This is a genomic window from Bartonella massiliensis (assembly GCF_902150025.1).
Classification (GTDB): Bacteria; Pseudomonadota; Alphaproteobacteria; order Rhizobiales; family Rhizobiaceae; genus Bartonella; species Bartonella massiliensis.
Window position 1 is genome coordinate 97,803 of the sequence record NZ_CABFVS010000004.1, and the last position, 14,563, is coordinate 112,365.

The window sequence follows — 14,563 nt, forward strand, 5'->3', positions numbered from 1 at the left end:
TTTTTATTCTTGTGTTCTGACCGAAAGGGTTTAGAACGCGTAAGGCTTTTGTATTTTTGCTTTTCACAACTTCAACACAAAAATGTGTTCAATATCTTGATTGATAAATAATTTGCTAGCTTAAGTGATTTTATGGGACATAAAGTTAATGACAGAAATAACGCCTTTTAAGAGCAATCATACAAGTGCTTTTCATAATTTTCAGGTGCGCGTTTATGTGGCTGATACAGATTTTTCCGGTGTGGTTTATCATGCTCGTTATCTAGAGTTTTTTGAACGGGGACGTTCAGAGTTTTTAAGGGATACCGGTTTTAATAATAAGATGTTAGCAGCAGGGGTTAAGGGAGAAAAACTATTTTTTGTTGTGCGCCATATGGAGATTAGTTTTTTAAGACCAGCCAAGATTGATAATCTTTTAGTTGTTAGAACACGGATTAATCATCTCCAAGGGGCTCGCTTTTTTATGGAGCAATCTATTGTGCATGAGGCAACCACGTTGGTAACAGCAAAAGTTGAAATTGCTTTGATTAATGAGGAGGCAAAACCACGACGTTTACCCAAAGAGCTTTTTGCAAAAATGCTGGGTTAAAAGTTTTGTGCGAAGCCGGGCATCATCGTTATATTTGTCAGCCCCCAATGTTGCAACAGATCTTGCATTAAGACGGTTTATAAGAGCTATTTTTAGTCCTTTCTTATACATCCACACATTCATCCCGCTTTTGACGTGCAAGGGAATGATTTTGATTGATAATCGCCTTATTCAACTTGAATGAGAATCTTTAAATGTCGTAAAATTTTCTCATTTCAAACTCTTTTGTGAATTCATCAAAATCATTTTCTTGCATGTCATATTTTTTCTTGTCATAGGCAGGGTTGATGGGGGGATACAAAAAGGATTGAGAAAGGCATAAAGTACCTAGCTTTTTAAGTGTCAAGACTGATTGCAAATTTTGCGTTAAAACGTTTATCCTATCATGCCGTAAAACACTGCTCTGATCGTTGGGCAATGTAAGGGGCTTCTTGTGCAAAGTGAGGGATGAATATTTTAGGGAAGGATTTGCAGGCTGGAGACTACTCTTCTTTGAGAGACAGTGATTACCTTGTGAAATAATCAACTGAGAAATCCGCTAGAATCAGAAACCGGCGTGTTGACAGACCAGTGTTTATAGAATGGTGCGGAGGATCGTTTCATTTGCTGCTTTCTTTCAAGATACAAAAGTGTAAAAACGTGAATCCGTAAAATGAAAGGAAGTTTTGGTTTTTTTCATGCTTTTGCCTAATGTGAAATTAACCACCAAATTTCCTCCTGCTTTTTAGGGTGAAGTTCTCTAAAAGTTTTCAAAAGGGCGTGTTCTTTTTCGCTATAGGTTTCTTGATCATTGTGTAAGCAATGTTCTTTTGTGGGAAATTCTTTTTTTGAAATATCTGCATAAAAAAGGCAATCGGAACATGCAGAATATCAGCAATTTCCATTAAACGCCCTGCGCTTACACGATTTAAGCCGTTTTCATATTTTTGAATTTGTTGGAAACTTATTCCTAAAGCATTTCCTAAAGTTGTTTGAGACATTTTGAGCATTTTTCGTCTCAAGCGAATTTTTTTGCCAACACAAAGATCAATATTAAGATTTTGAGATTGCATTTTTCCTCCCGCCGGTTGCGAGCGCCCTCGCAAGAGTATTCCGGGAGTAGTAAAGTACTGAGTTCAGTCAGCCTTTTGCTTTTAGTGCTGAGATGCACCTGGACAGTGCAAAAGCTCCCGGAATCCCGGGATATCTATAAAGTGGTATCGATTTTTATGTACTGAACTTAGGGCTTTACTAACCCTTTTGGTCGTTGCGTAGACGACCAAAGTTACCTCATTAGTAAAGTACTTTAAGGAGATTGGCAAGACCCATTAAAGCATTGGTTCTTCTATTATATTGTAAAATAGCGCTGTTTGAGAGGTGAGGATCTGGAGTCAATAGAGGGAATTCGCTTTAAGGAAAGTTGGCGTGTTGATAGATTATTGTTTGTAAAACGGTGCGGGGATGAATGTTTTTCCTGCTGTTTTCTATTAAAATAGCAATGTCGTTAAAATATGAATCCATACAATGAAAAAGAAGTTTTTGGTTTTTGTTTGTATTTTTGTCTCATTTGAAATTAACCACCAAATTGCCTTTTGCTTTTTAGGGTGGCGTTCTCTAAAAGTTTTCAAAAGGGCGTGTTCCTTTTCGCTATAGGTTTCTTGATCATCGTGTGAGCGATGTTCTTTTGTGGGAAATTCTTTTTTTGAAATATCCGCATAAAAAAGTTCATTGGAACCTCCAGTAGGTTGGCAATTTCTAGTAAATGCCCTGCGCTTACACGGTGCAAAGCTTTTTCGTATTTTTGGATTTGTTGGAAACTGACACCTAAATGGCTTCTTAATTTCTTTTGAGAAAGCCCTATGGCAATGCGTCTTGTGACGAATTCTCTTTCCAATTGAAATATCATTAAAGCGTGGCTTTTTGTTTTGTACTTTGCATCCCCCACCTCGTGCGAGCGCCTTTTATGCGTATTCCGGGAGTAGTAAAGTACTGAACCCTAGCCGGCTTTTTTGCTTTTAGTGCTTTTGGCACTTGGACATGGCAAAAACTCCCGGAATTCGACATACTCGAAAAGCGAGTTTATTTTTACGTTAAAGCTTAGATTTTTCAGAGCTCTTTTGATTATCGAGTATGCGATCAAAATACCTTTTAATCTCTAAAGCCATTTCAGAAAATTGGCAATAAAAATAAGCTTTTTTCATGAGAGGCGGGGTGTTTACAAGTCATAAAGCGCGACAATGGAGGTTGTTCTTTTACCCAATCCCCATGAATACTTATTGAAGAGAGTGTGTAGGCTTTATGCGTGCGTATCGCGTTATAGAGAGTGTGGTGTATGCTATCGTATGATGTTAGTTTGCATGTTCATCAGAGATAAGCTGTAAAATAGCTTTTTGTTTTATCGAAGTGAGCATTCTAAATCTTTTAAGCAACAGGTATTCTTCTGTGTTCGAGATGATTTCATCGTGATGGTAGGGGGGCTGTTGTTTTGTGATGATATCTGCATAAAAAAAGGCAATCGGAACCTTCAAAATATCAGCAATTTCCATTAAACGCCCCGCGCTTACACGATTTAAGCCGTTTTCATATTTTTGAATTTGTTGGAAACTTATTCCTAAAGCATGCCCTAAAGTTGTTTGAGACATTTTGAGCATTTTTCGTCTCAAGCGAATTTTTTTGCCAACACAAAGATCAATATTAAGATTTTGGGATTGCATTTCCCCTCCCGCCGGTTGCGAGCGCCCTCGCATTGGTATTCCGGGAGTAGTAAAGTACTGAATCCGAGTCAGTTTTTTTGCTTTTAGTGCTGATAAGCACCTGGACATAGCAAAAACTCCCGGAATCCCGGGATACCCACAAAAGTAGGCATAATTGTACGCTCGGATTTAGGGCTTTACTAACCCTCTTGATCGGTGCGTAGACGATCAAAATATCTTTTAATTGATAAAGTACTTTAAGGAGATTGGCAAGACCCATTAAAGCATTGGTTCTTCTATTATATTGTAAAATAGCGCTGTTTGAGAAGCGGGGTTCTGAAGTCAATAGGGAATTCGCTTTAAGGGAAGCTGGCATGTGGATAGATTATTTTTTGCAAAACGGTGCGGGATGAATGTTTCGCTTGCTGCTTTCTATCAAGATAGAAAAGTCGTTAAAACGTGGATCCGTAAAGTGAAAAGGAAGTTTTGGCTTTTTGTTTTATCGAAGTGAGCATTCTAAATCTTTTAAGCAACAGGTATTCTTCTGTGTTCGAGATGATTTCATCGTGATGGTAGGGGGCTGTTGTTTTGACATGATATCCGCGTAAAAAAAGGAAATCGGAACATGCAAAATATTCGCAATGTGCATTAAACGCCCTGCGCTTACACGATTTAAGCCGTTTTCATATTTTTGAATTTGTTGGAAGCTTATTCCTAAAGCATGCCCTAAAGTTGTTTGAGACATTTTGAGCATTTTTCGTCTCAAGCGAATTTTTTTTACCCACACAAAGATCAATATTAAGATTTTGGGATTGCATTTCCCCTCCCGCCGGTTGCGAGCGCCCTCGCATTGGTATTCCGGGAGTAACAAGTACTGAATCCGAGTCAGTTTTTTTGCTTTTAGTGCTGGTAAGCACCTGGACAGTGCAAAAACTCCCGGAATTCCAAAATAGCCACAAGAGTAGGCATAATTGTACGCTCGGATTTAGGGCTTTACTAACCCTCTTGATCGGTGCGTAGACGATCAAAATATCTTTTAATTGATAAAGTACTTTAAGGAGATTGGCAAGACCCATTAAAGCATTGGCTATTCTATATATACTGTAAAATAGTGTTGTTTGAGAAGCGGGGTTCTGAAGTCAATAGGGAATTCGCTTTAAGGGAAGCTGGCATGTGGATAGATTATTTTTTGCAAAATGGTGCGGGGTTAGAAATTTTGTCTTTTGAGATTGTGGGAGCTTTAGAAATGGGATTGGAGAAACTTTCTTTCTTTGAAGGGTGGAGAGATTAAGAATATTTTGGGCAGGATTTCCTGTAGAGCCTTATGCAAATAAACCGTATGAGTGGTCAGCAGGTGGAATTCGTTTCAGAGAAGCCGGACTGTTCACACGAGACTGGCGCTGGGTGGAATTTTCATCCTTTAAGGTGAAGGGTGGAAGTCAAGATGGTTTGGCGTTCTTTTCATAAACATGAAAGAGGGGGATTGGGTCTCATGCTTTATATTACTGATGGAGAGGGGGAGGCTTTATGGTTATCTTGTCGTTAATGCCGGTGCGAAATGGGCGGAGGTGTGGAGGTCTTTGATGATCATTTTTAAAAGAAATTTAAAAAACGGGTCTTGTTTTAGCGCATGGATTTATGTGAAACTAAAGTTTTTTAATTAAATTTAGAAATTATAAAATAATCTGTTTTATAGAATTTTAAGAAATGCACCTTTCATTTAGAGGGATAAAATTATGCTGCATGGTGAACTAACAAATCCGGAAACAATGGGAATGTTGCATTTGTTTATGCAAGCGAGTTTCGTTGTTAAAGCTGTTATGATCGGGTTGCTGCTTGCTTCCGTTTGGAGTTGGACCATTATTTTTGATAAAATTTTTACGTATCGTAGAATACGGCGTGAAATAAAGCAATTTGAACGTACATTTTGGTCCGGCAAAGCGTTAGAAGATCTTTATGCTGCGTGTAAAAGTCAACGCACCAACAGTATATCTGCTGTTTTTATGGCGGCAATGAGTGAATGGAAAAAATCCCTTGAAAAAGGAACCCATACATCGGCAAGTTTGCAAAGCAGAATTGATAAGGCGATGGATTTGACGCTGGGACGTGAAAGTGAAAAAATAGAATCAAAGTTAAGTTTTCTTGCAACTCTTGGATCCGCAGGACCCTTTATCGGTCTTTTTGGAACAGTGATTGGTATTATGGAGTCTTTTCTTTCTATTTCAGCTTCTCAAAATACATCTCTTGCCATTGTAGCACCAGGGATTGCAGAAGCACTTTTGGCAACCGCTATCGGTTTGTTTGCGGCAATTCCAGCCGTTATTGCTTATAATAAGTTGATCCATGAAAGTGCACGCATCATTGCACAAATAGAAAACTTTGCTGATGAATTTTCAACAATTGTATCGCGGCGTATTGATGAAACACACGCAGCAACTTCCTCTTTATAAAAAGGAGCTTGTCTCATGGGTATTTCTGTTGCTTCTTCTTCTCGAAAAAATACACGTAGACGGCATCGTTCACAAAACCAGCTGATGAGTGAGATCAATGTCACGCCTTTTGTTGACGTCATGTTGGTTTTGCTTATTATTTTTATGGTCTCTGCGCCCCTTTTAGTGAACGGTGTTCCTTTAGATTTGCCACGGAGTCAAGCGGGACCGGTACGCGCGCAAAAAACGCCTCTTACGGTTTCACTTGATGCGCAAGGACGCTTTGCTATTCATCAAGATTATTATGAAACCTCACAAGAGCTGATTGCACAGCTTAAAGCTCTTCTGGAAGCGGATGCGACACAAAAAGATCAACGGATTTTTGTGCGTGTTGCTAAAACCGTTGAATATCAACAAGTCTTAAAATTACTCGCAGATATTCAAAAAGCAGGGTTTTCTCAAGTTGCGTTAGCAAGTCTTGCGCAATAATAAACTTTTTCATAAGTTATTGTTTTTAATATTTTTAAAGAGCGAAGAATGATTGAAAATGAAAAAGTGCAAGGTATAAATTAAGGCATAAAGAATGAACAAAGACTCCTATCATAGCATGAAACGAGGCTTGGCTTTATCCCTTGTGGTCCATGTCATTTTTCTCAGTTGGGGCGCCGTTCAATTTACAAACTCTGTTTTTTTACCACAACCCTTGGAAGCAATTCCCATCACTCTTGCACCTTTGAGCGAAGAGTTTTCCTCTCAACAAGGTGCTGTGAAAGCGCCACTTCGTGCAATCCCTACTGTTAAACCAACGATTCAACCCCAAGAGACAGAAGACGCACATCATGTTGGAGAGGGAAAAATAGATAGTCTTGCACCTTTTCAACCAAAAGAAAAGCCGCGTCTTGTTGAAGCCACATCGTCGCTGCCAAGCAATACGTCAGAAACCTCTGAACTAACAAAACCAGTTGAAACAAAAACAGAAGAGGCACCTGCGCCTGCACCTGAGATGTCTTTAAAAGCACCAGAAGAGACGCCTGCGTCTGCACCTGAGATGCCTTTAAAAGCACGAGAAGAGACGCTTGCGTCTGCACCTGAGATGCCTTTAAAAGCACGAGAAGAGACGCTTGCGCCTGCACCTGAGATGCCTTTAAAAGCACCAGAAGAGGCGCCTGCGCCTGCACCTGAGATGCCTTTAAAAGCACCAGAAGAGACGCCTGCGTCTGCACCTGAAATGCCTTTGGAAGCACCAGAGGATACTCTCAAGATGGCACCGAAGCTTGTACATAAGAATGAAGAAATGATCTTGCCAAAAGAATTGGCGCCCAAGGTACAAAAGGCACCAGCAGAGCAGGTTGTTCATCAAGAGCCCAAAATTGCACTTCCAGAAAAACCTCTTCTTCCACAGTTTAAGCCAAAATTTGACGAAGCATCTCCAATGAAGAATGGGGCTACATTGAATCAAAAGGCACCAAAGATTAACAAGAAAAAACAAGAAAAACAAACCATTGAAGATATTTTAGCACTGGAAGAAAATAATTTGCTCAATCGTGCACGAACACAAGGAGGGGGCGCAAAACGTTCTGATACACCAGAAGCAATGGGGGAAAGAAAAAACATTAATGATACCACAAAAATGGCACAAACATTGGTCAATATTGCAGGGGGATGTATTCAACAGAAGCTTAAACTTGTGGCACTTGGTGGCGATTTAAAAAACCGTCCGGTTGTGCGGTTACGCTTTTACTTAGACCGTGAAGGGATGGTGATAGGCGATCCTATCATTGATCCGGTAAGTGGTCTTGAAAGCCAACAAGCGATTATGATAAGGCAGGTATATGCGGCTGTCTTTTCATGTCAACCTTATGCAGATCTCCCACGTGATCAATATGACCTGTGGGGGCAAGGTTTTGACTTTAATGTTGACCCCCTCCAAGAAATAAGATGATAAAAGAAAAAATAAATCGGCTATGAAAGGACACATTCCATGATGACGATAACAAGACAGAAAGTTTTTACGTGGTTTATCATCACTTGTGGTTTGTGGTTTTCCAGCCTCTCATCGGGTTATGCGCAATTGAAAGGAACGATTTCAAGTGCTGATTTTAATCCTATTCCCATTGCCATTACAGATTTTATTTCCAATGATTCGATTGGATTGAAAATATCGGCAGTGGTGTCAGCTGATCTTGAACGGTCTGGGCTTTTTTTACCGCTTGATAAGGAAAAATTTTTTGAAAAAATTTCTAATCCGAATAAACAACCGCATTTTGCTTCTTGGCAGAAAATAAAAGCGCAAGGTTTGGTGATGGGGCAAGTCATGAGAGAAATCGATGGGCGTTTGAGGGTTGATTTTCGTTTATGGGATGTTTTTGGGCAGCGACAACTGAAAGGGCGGCGTTTTTATACCGCAACAGAACGTTGGAGACGTGTGGCCCATATGATCGCAGATGAGATCTATAGTGAAATGACAGGGGAAAGTGGTTATTTTGATACACGAATTGTTTTTATCGATGAGACAGGCCCCCAAAATGCGCGTATTAAACGTTTAGCAATGATGGATCAAGATGGTGCAAATTTGATTTATATGTCTGATGGAAGTGAATTGGTGCTGACGCCGCGTTTTTCACCCAAAAGACAAGAAATCACCTATATGGCTTATGAAGACAATCAAATCCCTCATGTTTATCTCCAACAAATTGAAATGGGGCAAAGAGAGTTGATCGGAACGTTTAATAACATGACCATTGCTCCACGTTTTTCTTCTGATGGACAAAAAGTCATCATGAGTTTGTTGCAAAATGATGGAAGTGCAAATCTTTACACCATGGATTTGCGAACCCGTACAATGACACGACTGACAACAACTTCTGCTATTGATACTTCTGCTTCTTATTCTCCGGATGGGGAACAAATCGTCTTTTCTTCCGATCGTAGTGGAAAGCCGCAAATCTATAAAATGAATGCCGATGGTAGTAATATTCAGCAGATTTCTTCAAACGAGGGAAGTTATTCAACACCCATTTGGTCGCCACGGGGTGACTATATTGCCTTTACAAAACAATTAGCCGGACAATTTTCTATTGGTGTTATGCGCCCTGATGGACAAGGAGAACGAATTTTAACCACAGGATTTCACAATGAAGGACCGACTTGGGCCCCCAATGGTCGTGTGTTGATGTTCTTTCGCAAAAATCCCGGTATGGGACCAAAAATCTATACCATTGACATTACGGGACGCAATGAACGTCAACTCCCCACACCCAATGATGCTTCTGATCCAGCATGGTCACCGTTACTCAATATACAATAAAAAAAGTGTTTGACGAAAATACAAAAACAGAGAGGGAATGCAGTCTCAAATCTATACCAATTTCCATGGTTTTTAATCATTTAAAAGCAGGAATTTGTTATAGGAGTATAAGAGCTTCTGTCAGTTTTATGCAGCGTTGGCTGCATTCAGCATCGGCTGTCGTGGTCATGAATTTTTTTTGAGACGCCAATGTTTTTAAAAAACAATTTCCTTAAAAAAGAGAGCTGTTTTGAGATTTCTAGATGGCCTTTATTTTTCAAACTGTCGCTATAGATGTTTTTGACGTCCTTTCTGCTTTTTTTTGCTTAAAGTCCAGCTAGTTATCAAGTAGACTCTTTCTACTTCCCTCTTGATCTCGTTTTCTTTAACGATAAGGAAAACTCTAGGGGGTAAGCCCTATCTTACAGACTATGGATCACGTCTTTTAAAAAAATATCGAATATCTCCAGAAGCTTTTAATGTTTCAATAAAAGAGCAAGACCGCATCATACAAACTCTAGAATGTTGCAATAGCCTTACAGCGTTTTAAGACGGTTCATGAAATGGCATTTTTAGTCTTTTAAGTTTTACAGCACACGGGATTTTTCTGTTTAATAATATAATGTGCAAGCGCATGATTTTAATTGTCTCAATACACACACAGATTTTAAATGAGAGAATTTGACGCTATTTAAAGGCTCACATTCAATATACAAAACAGTGAATTATCATTATAAATCAATCTCTTGTGCAAATATAAATAACGCTAGACTTTTAATATAAATCAATGTGATGCGTATTTAGGAAAGGATATGCTGCCTTCAATTGCAAGCAAATCTCATGCGTGGGAAAAGGCATGCGTCTTTAAAAAATCTGAATTATTTAAAGACCAGATTGGGGCGCAATCTTCATTTTTTGAGAGGAAGGCAAAAAAGGTTAATCTTAAACAACAAATGAGAGAGAGGCAGAGGCATTCTTAGAATATAGATAATTCCTAGAATATATCAGGAAAGCGTGAGACTATAGAGTCTAGGCTTTTATCATCAAAACAGTTTGAGCGTTTAAGGGTGTTTTCTTCAATCTGCTTGGTTTTATTTTTTGCAATTAATTATGGTTTTTTTGGGCGTTATAAATGATTGACCCCGCTGTTGATGCGGGGCTTTTATATGTGTGGATAAATTATGTATGCTCCTAAAGAGGAGAGAGATGCTTTTTCAGTTCCTCATAGGTGAAGCGGGGGCTCAAGGATGAAAATTATACGGATAGTTTTGCCAAGATCTCATCGCTGACATCAAAATTAGCATAAACATTTTGCACATCATCATCTTCTTCTAATGTTGAAATCAGTCGTAAAACGGATAAAGCTTTTTCTTCATCTATTGGAGCAAGGGTGGTGGCTTTCCAAATTGTTTTAATCGATTCTGCTTCACCCAGTTTTGCTTCAAGTGTTTTTGAAACTTCACCAATATCTTCAAATGCGCAGGTAATATGATGTCCAGTTTCTTCTGATTGTACATCTTCAGCACCGGCTTCAATGGCTGCCTCCATGATGTTGTCTACTGTTCCTGCTTCTGGTTTATAAATTATTTCCCCAATCCGATTAAACATGAAGCTTACAGATCCTGTTTCTCCTAGGGCTCCGCCGGATTTGGTGAAGGCGGCACGCACGTTTGAAGCGGTGCGGTTGCGGTTGTCTGTTAAGGCTTCAACAATAACGGCAACACCGCCTGGTCCATAGCCCTCATAGCGGACTTCATCATAATTTTCGACATCGGTGCCGGAAGCTTTTTTAATCGCGCGTTCGATATTATCTTTCGGCATCGATTGTGCTTTGGCATTTTGGACAGCCAGCCTTAAACGTGGATTCATGGCTGGATCAGGCGCACCTTGTTTTGCAGCTACGGTAATTTCCCGTGCAAGCTTAGAAAATATTTTTGAGCGCATTGCATCCTGACGCCCTTTACGGTGCATAATATTTTTAAATTGTGAATGACCTGCCATAGTTTTCCTTCCTGTTTCAAGGGCTGTCCTTCCAGTTGGATATTCTTTAGAATTTCAAGGCGATAAAACCACACATCCCACCAGAACAAATATGCCACAGCATACGGTGAAATAATCAAATAAACCCTTTATAAGAAAATTCATCTTAAAGGTAAAGATCCCTTAAGTTTAAGGATCATGATAAGAGAGATCTCTTGTCGTTGAGCAAAAATCACGCTATAACAGAATATAATCTCATGGCAAAATGGTTTATTCCATGCCTCTCTTTGTTTTTAAGAGTGGGTGGGAAAAACTGATATATAACAAAGATTTCAGTGCTCTTGAGTGGGCTATAACCTGCCTCATAGAGGAGGCACAGAAGAGGATTTATAAAGATGGCAACGCAACTTTTGATGCCCAAAGCGACAGCTGTTTGGTTGGTTGATAATACAGCACTTTCTTTTGAGCAGATTGCAGAATTTTGTAAATTGCATGTCTTGGAAGTCAAAGCTATTGCCGATGGAGAGGCAGCTTATGGTATTAAAGGTCTCGATCCGATTAGTTCTGGGCAGTTGACGCGCAGTGAAATTGCACGGGTGGAGGCGGATCAAAGCGCACGCTTGAAAATCTCTCAATCGAGGGTGCATATTCCTGAAAAAAAACGAAAAGGGGCGCGCTATATCCCTCTTTCTCGACGTCAAGATCGTCCCAATGGTATCTTATGGTTGGTCACAAATCATCCCGAGTTAAAAGATGCACAAATTGCACGGTTGATTGGAACAACAAAAGCAACGATTGAACAAATCCGCCTTCGAACCCATTGGAATAGTGCAAACTTGTCTCCTCTTGATCCTGTAGGACTTGGCTTGTGTTCCCAAATCGATTTAGATTTTGAACTCCAGCGTGCGGCAAAAAATCGTCCTGTTGCTGCAGAAGAAGATAGGTCTTTGCTTCCTGCTTCTGTGACGGAAAACGCTGCTCTAGAGGAAAATGAGAGTGAAGAAAATCAAAGCAAGACTTTTGATGCTGATAAAGTATTTGCAAAGTTAAATGCATTGCAAAAAAATAATCAAGATCAAGAAGATGCGTAAACAGCATGGCGTATAAGGGTAACATTTCTCATGAAAATGCTAGAGGAATAACCGGAGAGAAGAAAAATTGGCAGAGACTGAAAAATAATAACAAAAACAGAAAAAATTTCGTCTTCATTAGGAATTAACAGTTATTCTTAAGAAATATTTTTAAGAATGTACCCTTCTTTACGAAACTTAAGGAGAAACGGACTATGCGCTCTACCCAAAATACTCTCTCTCGTTCCTTAGCAATCCTTATTTTTTTCTCTCTATGCTTGAGTGGGTGTGGCAAAAAAAATATCGGGGCATTAAACGGTATAAATGGCGCCTATATGAATGATGCTGGTTTCAATCAAGTGTCACCAGGTTCAGGGCAAGAATTTACGGTTAATGTGGGGGATCGCGTGTTTTTTAGTCTTGATTCTTCTTCACTTAATGCAGATGCTGAACGTATTTTAACGCGCCAAGCAGAATGGTTGCTTCATTATCCTTATTACTCTATTATGATCGAAGGTCATGCTGATGAGAGGGGAACACGTGAATATAACTTGGCACTGGGACAGCGCCGCGCTGTTGCTGTGCGAAACTATTTGGTATCTCTTGGTGTGTCAGCACAACGGATTCAAACAATTTCTTACGGAAAAGAAAGGCCTGTAGCGGTGTGTGATGATATTTCCTGTTGGAATCAAAATCGACGTGCTGTGACAACGCTCAATGACATGAACAGTCGTTAAAGGAAGAAAATTGTTTGTTTCAACCATTCAATGAACTCTTAAGAGGAGAAGAGAATGTATCGTAAAATCAATTGGAAAACGATTTTTTATATGGCGGTTTTCATAGCTTGTTCTACTTCATTTGTTCAAAGTGCAGCGCGAAAGGCTTCTGAATATCCAGCACATGATACAGATAAAGTTGATGCTGCCGATAAAGCGGCTTCTGATGCGGTGAAGCAAGCTCCTGACGCTTCCGATGCAGTGGAAAAAGCCACTGACGCTGCTGATAAGGCTGCTTCTGATGCAGTGAAGAACGCCACTGACGCTACCGATAAGGCTGCTACCGATGCGGTGAAGAAAGCTTCTGATGCCGCTGATAAGGCTTCCGATGCAGTGAAAAACGCCACTGACGCTGCTGATAAGGCTGCTTCTGATGCAGTGAAGAACGCCACTGACGCTACCGATAAGGCTGCTACCGATGCGGTGAAGAAAGCTTCTGATGCCGCTGATAAGGCTTCCGATGCAGTGAAAAACGCTACTGACGCTGCTGATAAAGCGGCTTCCGATGCAGTGGAAAAAGCCACTGATACTGCTGATAAAGCGGCTACCAATGCGGTGAAGAAAGCTTCTGATGCGGTGGAAAAAGCCGCTGATGCTGCTGATAAAGCGGCTACCGATGCAGTGAAAAACGCTACTGATGCCGCTGATAAGGCTGCCGATGCGGTGGAAAAAGCCACTGACGCTGCTGATAAAGCGGCTTCTGATGCGGTGGAAAAAGCCGCTGACGCTGCTGATAAAGCGGCTTCTGATGCAGTGAAAAACGCCACTGATGCTGCTGATAAAGCGGCTACCGATGCGGTGAAAAAAGCTTCTGATGCCGCTGATAAGGCTGCTACCGATGCAGTGGAAAAAGCCACTGGCGCTGCCGATAAAGCGGCTTCTGATGCGGTGGAAAAAGCCGCTGATGCTGCTGATAAAGCGGCTACCGATGCGGTGAAGAAAGCTTCTGATGCCGCTGATAAAGCGGCTACCGATGCGGTGAAGAAAGCTTCTGATGTCGCTGATAAGGCTTCCGATGCAGTGAAAAACGCCACTGATACTGCTGATAAGGCTGCTACCGATGCGGTGAAAAAAGCTTCTGGTATTTCGGAACATCAAGGAATTATTTTAGAGAATCAGCAGCTTTTATTTAAAGATTATGATTTAGATAAGCTTTTGCATAAGATACGAACGGTGCTTGAGCGTAATAATCTGAAAGATATTAACAAGCAGTTTCACCGGCTTTTTGATCAAAAAGACTCTTCTGTTTATTCTTGTTCCGTTGAAAATGCCGCTTTGGATGAAAAATCTCAGAAAGAAGAGAGGGGACAGGAACATAGCACCGGTGATCAGACAAAGGTTGCTGCTGTGAAAGATCATGATGTCCGTGCTCATATCGAATCACATAAGAGTGATACGCTTTCTTCTTCCAAAGCTTTGTATAAGGAAGGGTATGATTTTATTCGTTCTGCCAATTATGTTGATGCTGAAAAAAGTTTTTGTGCTTTTCAAAATCGTTACAAAAAAGATCCTTTGAGTGATGATGCTTTGTTTTGGTTGGCTGAATCTTTGTTGGGACAAAAACGCTATCATGAAGCAGCACAAGTTTATCTAACCGCGTGGTATGCCGATAAAAAGAAACTCTATACTTCCGAGATTTTGCTGAAATTAGCAAGAAGTATGATTGCTCTTGAACCCAATAAAGAGGATTGTGCGCATTTTGTGAAAAAATCAAAACGTCATCAAATGTTAGAATCAGTGTTTTGTAAACCCGCAAAATAA

General features: G+C 40.3%; 10 protein-coding genes and 3 pseudogenes. 8 read left to right on the forward strand and 5 right to left on the reverse strand.

The window, feature by feature from the left end; translation table 11 throughout:
- Positions 1 to 148: 148 nt before the first annotated feature.
- Positions 149 to 589 (forward strand): tol-pal system-associated acyl-CoA thioesterase, encoded by a 441-nt coding sequence (gene ybgC, locus FNZ60_RS01730; RefSeq protein WP_142416023.1) that lies wholly within the window; start codon positions 149 to 151, stop codon positions 587 to 589.
- Positions 590 to 1,276: 687 nt separating this feature from the next.
- Here the strand turns inward: ybgC and FNZ60_RS01735 are convergent.
- The 4 genes and pseudogenes from FNZ60_RS01735 to FNZ60_RS01750 all read right to left on the reverse strand — a co-directional run bounded on the left by FNZ60_RS01735 (position 1,277) and on the right by FNZ60_RS01750 (position 4,079).
- Positions 1,277 to 1,641: pseudogene (locus FNZ60_RS01735) on the reverse strand (helix-turn-helix domain-containing protein).
- Between the two features lie 492 nt (positions 1,642 to 2,133).
- Positions 2,134 to 2,469 (reverse strand): annotated as a pseudogene (locus FNZ60_RS01740) (helix-turn-helix domain-containing protein); the annotation flags it as partial.
- Between the two features lie 447 nt (positions 2,470 to 2,916).
- Positions 2,917 to 3,282 (reverse strand): helix-turn-helix domain-containing protein, encoded by a 366-nt coding sequence (locus FNZ60_RS01745; protein ID WP_142416024.1) that lies wholly within the window; start codon positions 3,280 to 3,282, stop codon positions 2,917 to 2,919.
- A 431-nt stretch (positions 3,283 to 3,713) separates the two neighbouring features.
- Positions 3,714 to 4,079, reverse strand: a pseudogene (locus FNZ60_RS01750) (helix-turn-helix domain-containing protein).
- A gap of 918 nt (positions 4,080 to 4,997) precedes the next feature.
- On the opposite strand from FNZ60_RS01750, the gene tolQ reads away from it, so the two are divergent.
- The 4 genes from tolQ (at position 4,998) to tolB (ending at position 8,997) form a co-directional block, all read left to right on the forward strand.
- Entirely contained in the window at positions 4,998 to 5,711 is a 714-nt protein-coding gene (gene tolQ / locus FNZ60_RS01755) for a protein TolQ (RefSeq protein WP_142416025.1), read from the forward strand.
- A 15-nt stretch (positions 5,712 to 5,726) separates the two neighbouring features.
- Positions 5,727 to 6,179: a protein TolR gene (tolR, locus tag FNZ60_RS01760; RefSeq protein WP_142416026.1), complete on the forward strand. Its 453-nt coding sequence runs from the start codon at positions 5,727 to 5,729 to the stop codon at positions 6,177 to 6,179.
- A gap of 94 nt (positions 6,180 to 6,273) precedes the next feature.
- A complete protein-coding gene (locus tag FNZ60_RS01765) occupies positions 6,274 to 7,632 on the forward strand; it encodes a cell envelope biogenesis protein TolA (protein ID WP_142416027.1) in 1,359 nt (452 codons plus the stop codon).
- 39 nt (positions 7,633 to 7,671) lie between these two features.
- Positions 7,672 to 8,997 (forward strand): Tol-Pal system beta propeller repeat protein TolB, encoded by a 1,326-nt coding sequence (tolB, locus tag FNZ60_RS01770; protein WP_142416028.1) that lies wholly within the window; start codon positions 7,672 to 7,674, stop codon positions 8,995 to 8,997.
- A 1,233-nt stretch (positions 8,998 to 10,230) separates the two neighbouring features.
- Here the strand turns inward: tolB and FNZ60_RS01775 are convergent.
- Positions 10,231 to 10,977, reverse strand: a complete 747-nt coding sequence (locus FNZ60_RS01775; RefSeq protein WP_142416029.1) for a YebC/PmpR family DNA-binding transcriptional regulator — start codon at positions 10,975 to 10,977, stop codon at positions 10,231 to 10,233.
- A gap of 374 nt (positions 10,978 to 11,351) precedes the next feature.
- On the opposite strand from FNZ60_RS01775, the gene FNZ60_RS01780 reads away from it, so the two are divergent.
- The 3 genes from FNZ60_RS01780 (at position 11,352) to FNZ60_RS01790 (ending at position 14,563) form a co-directional block, all read left to right on the forward strand.
- Positions 11,352 to 12,047 (forward strand): DUF1013 domain-containing protein, encoded by a 696-nt coding sequence (locus FNZ60_RS01780; RefSeq protein ID WP_142416030.1) that lies wholly within the window; start codon positions 11,352 to 11,354, stop codon positions 12,045 to 12,047.
- Between the two features lie 194 nt (positions 12,048 to 12,241).
- Positions 12,242 to 12,763, forward strand: coding sequence for a peptidoglycan-associated lipoprotein Pal (pal, locus tag FNZ60_RS01785; protein WP_142416031.1), 522 nt, complete (start codon positions 12,242 to 12,244; stop codon positions 12,761 to 12,763).
- 54 nt (positions 12,764 to 12,817) lie between these two features.
- The gene (locus FNZ60_RS01790; protein WP_142416032.1) at positions 12,818 to 14,563 is read left to right on the forward strand and encodes a tol-pal system YbgF family protein; all 1,746 of its coding nucleotides are present in this window, start codon (positions 12,818 to 12,820) and stop codon (positions 14,561 to 14,563) included.

Excerpts from the sequence above, each read along its gene's own strand:
- ybgC (WP_142416023.1), top strand. The coding sequence starts at position 149 with ATGACAGAAATAACGCCTTTTAAGAGCAATCATACAAGTGCTTTTCAT.
- FNZ60_RS01745 (WP_142416024.1), bottom strand. The coding sequence starts at position 3,282 with ATGCAATCCCAAAATCTTAATATTGATCTTTGTGTTGGCAAAAAAATT.
- tolQ (WP_142416025.1), top strand. The coding sequence starts at position 4,998 with ATGCTGCATGGTGAACTAACAAATCCGGAAACAATGGGAATGTTGCAT.
- tolR (WP_142416026.1), top strand. The coding sequence starts at position 5,727 with ATGGGTATTTCTGTTGCTTCTTCTTCTCGAAAAAATACACGTAGACGG.
- FNZ60_RS01765 (WP_142416027.1), top strand. The coding sequence starts at position 6,274 with ATGAACAAAGACTCCTATCATAGCATGAAACGAGGCTTGGCTTTATCC.
- tolB (WP_142416028.1), top strand. The coding sequence starts at position 7,672 with ATGATGACGATAACAAGACAGAAAGTTTTTACGTGGTTTATCATCACT.
- FNZ60_RS01775 (WP_142416029.1), bottom strand. The coding sequence starts at position 10,977 with ATGGCAGGTCATTCACAATTTAAAAATATTATGCACCGTAAAGGGCGT.
- FNZ60_RS01780 (WP_142416030.1), top strand. The coding sequence starts at position 11,352 with ATGGCAACGCAACTTTTGATGCCCAAAGCGACAGCTGTTTGGTTGGTT.
- pal (WP_142416031.1), top strand. The coding sequence starts at position 12,242 with ATGCGCTCTACCCAAAATACTCTCTCTCGTTCCTTAGCAATCCTTATT.
- FNZ60_RS01790 (WP_142416032.1), top strand. The coding sequence starts at position 12,818 with ATGTATCGTAAAATCAATTGGAAAACGATTTTTTATATGGCGGTTTTC.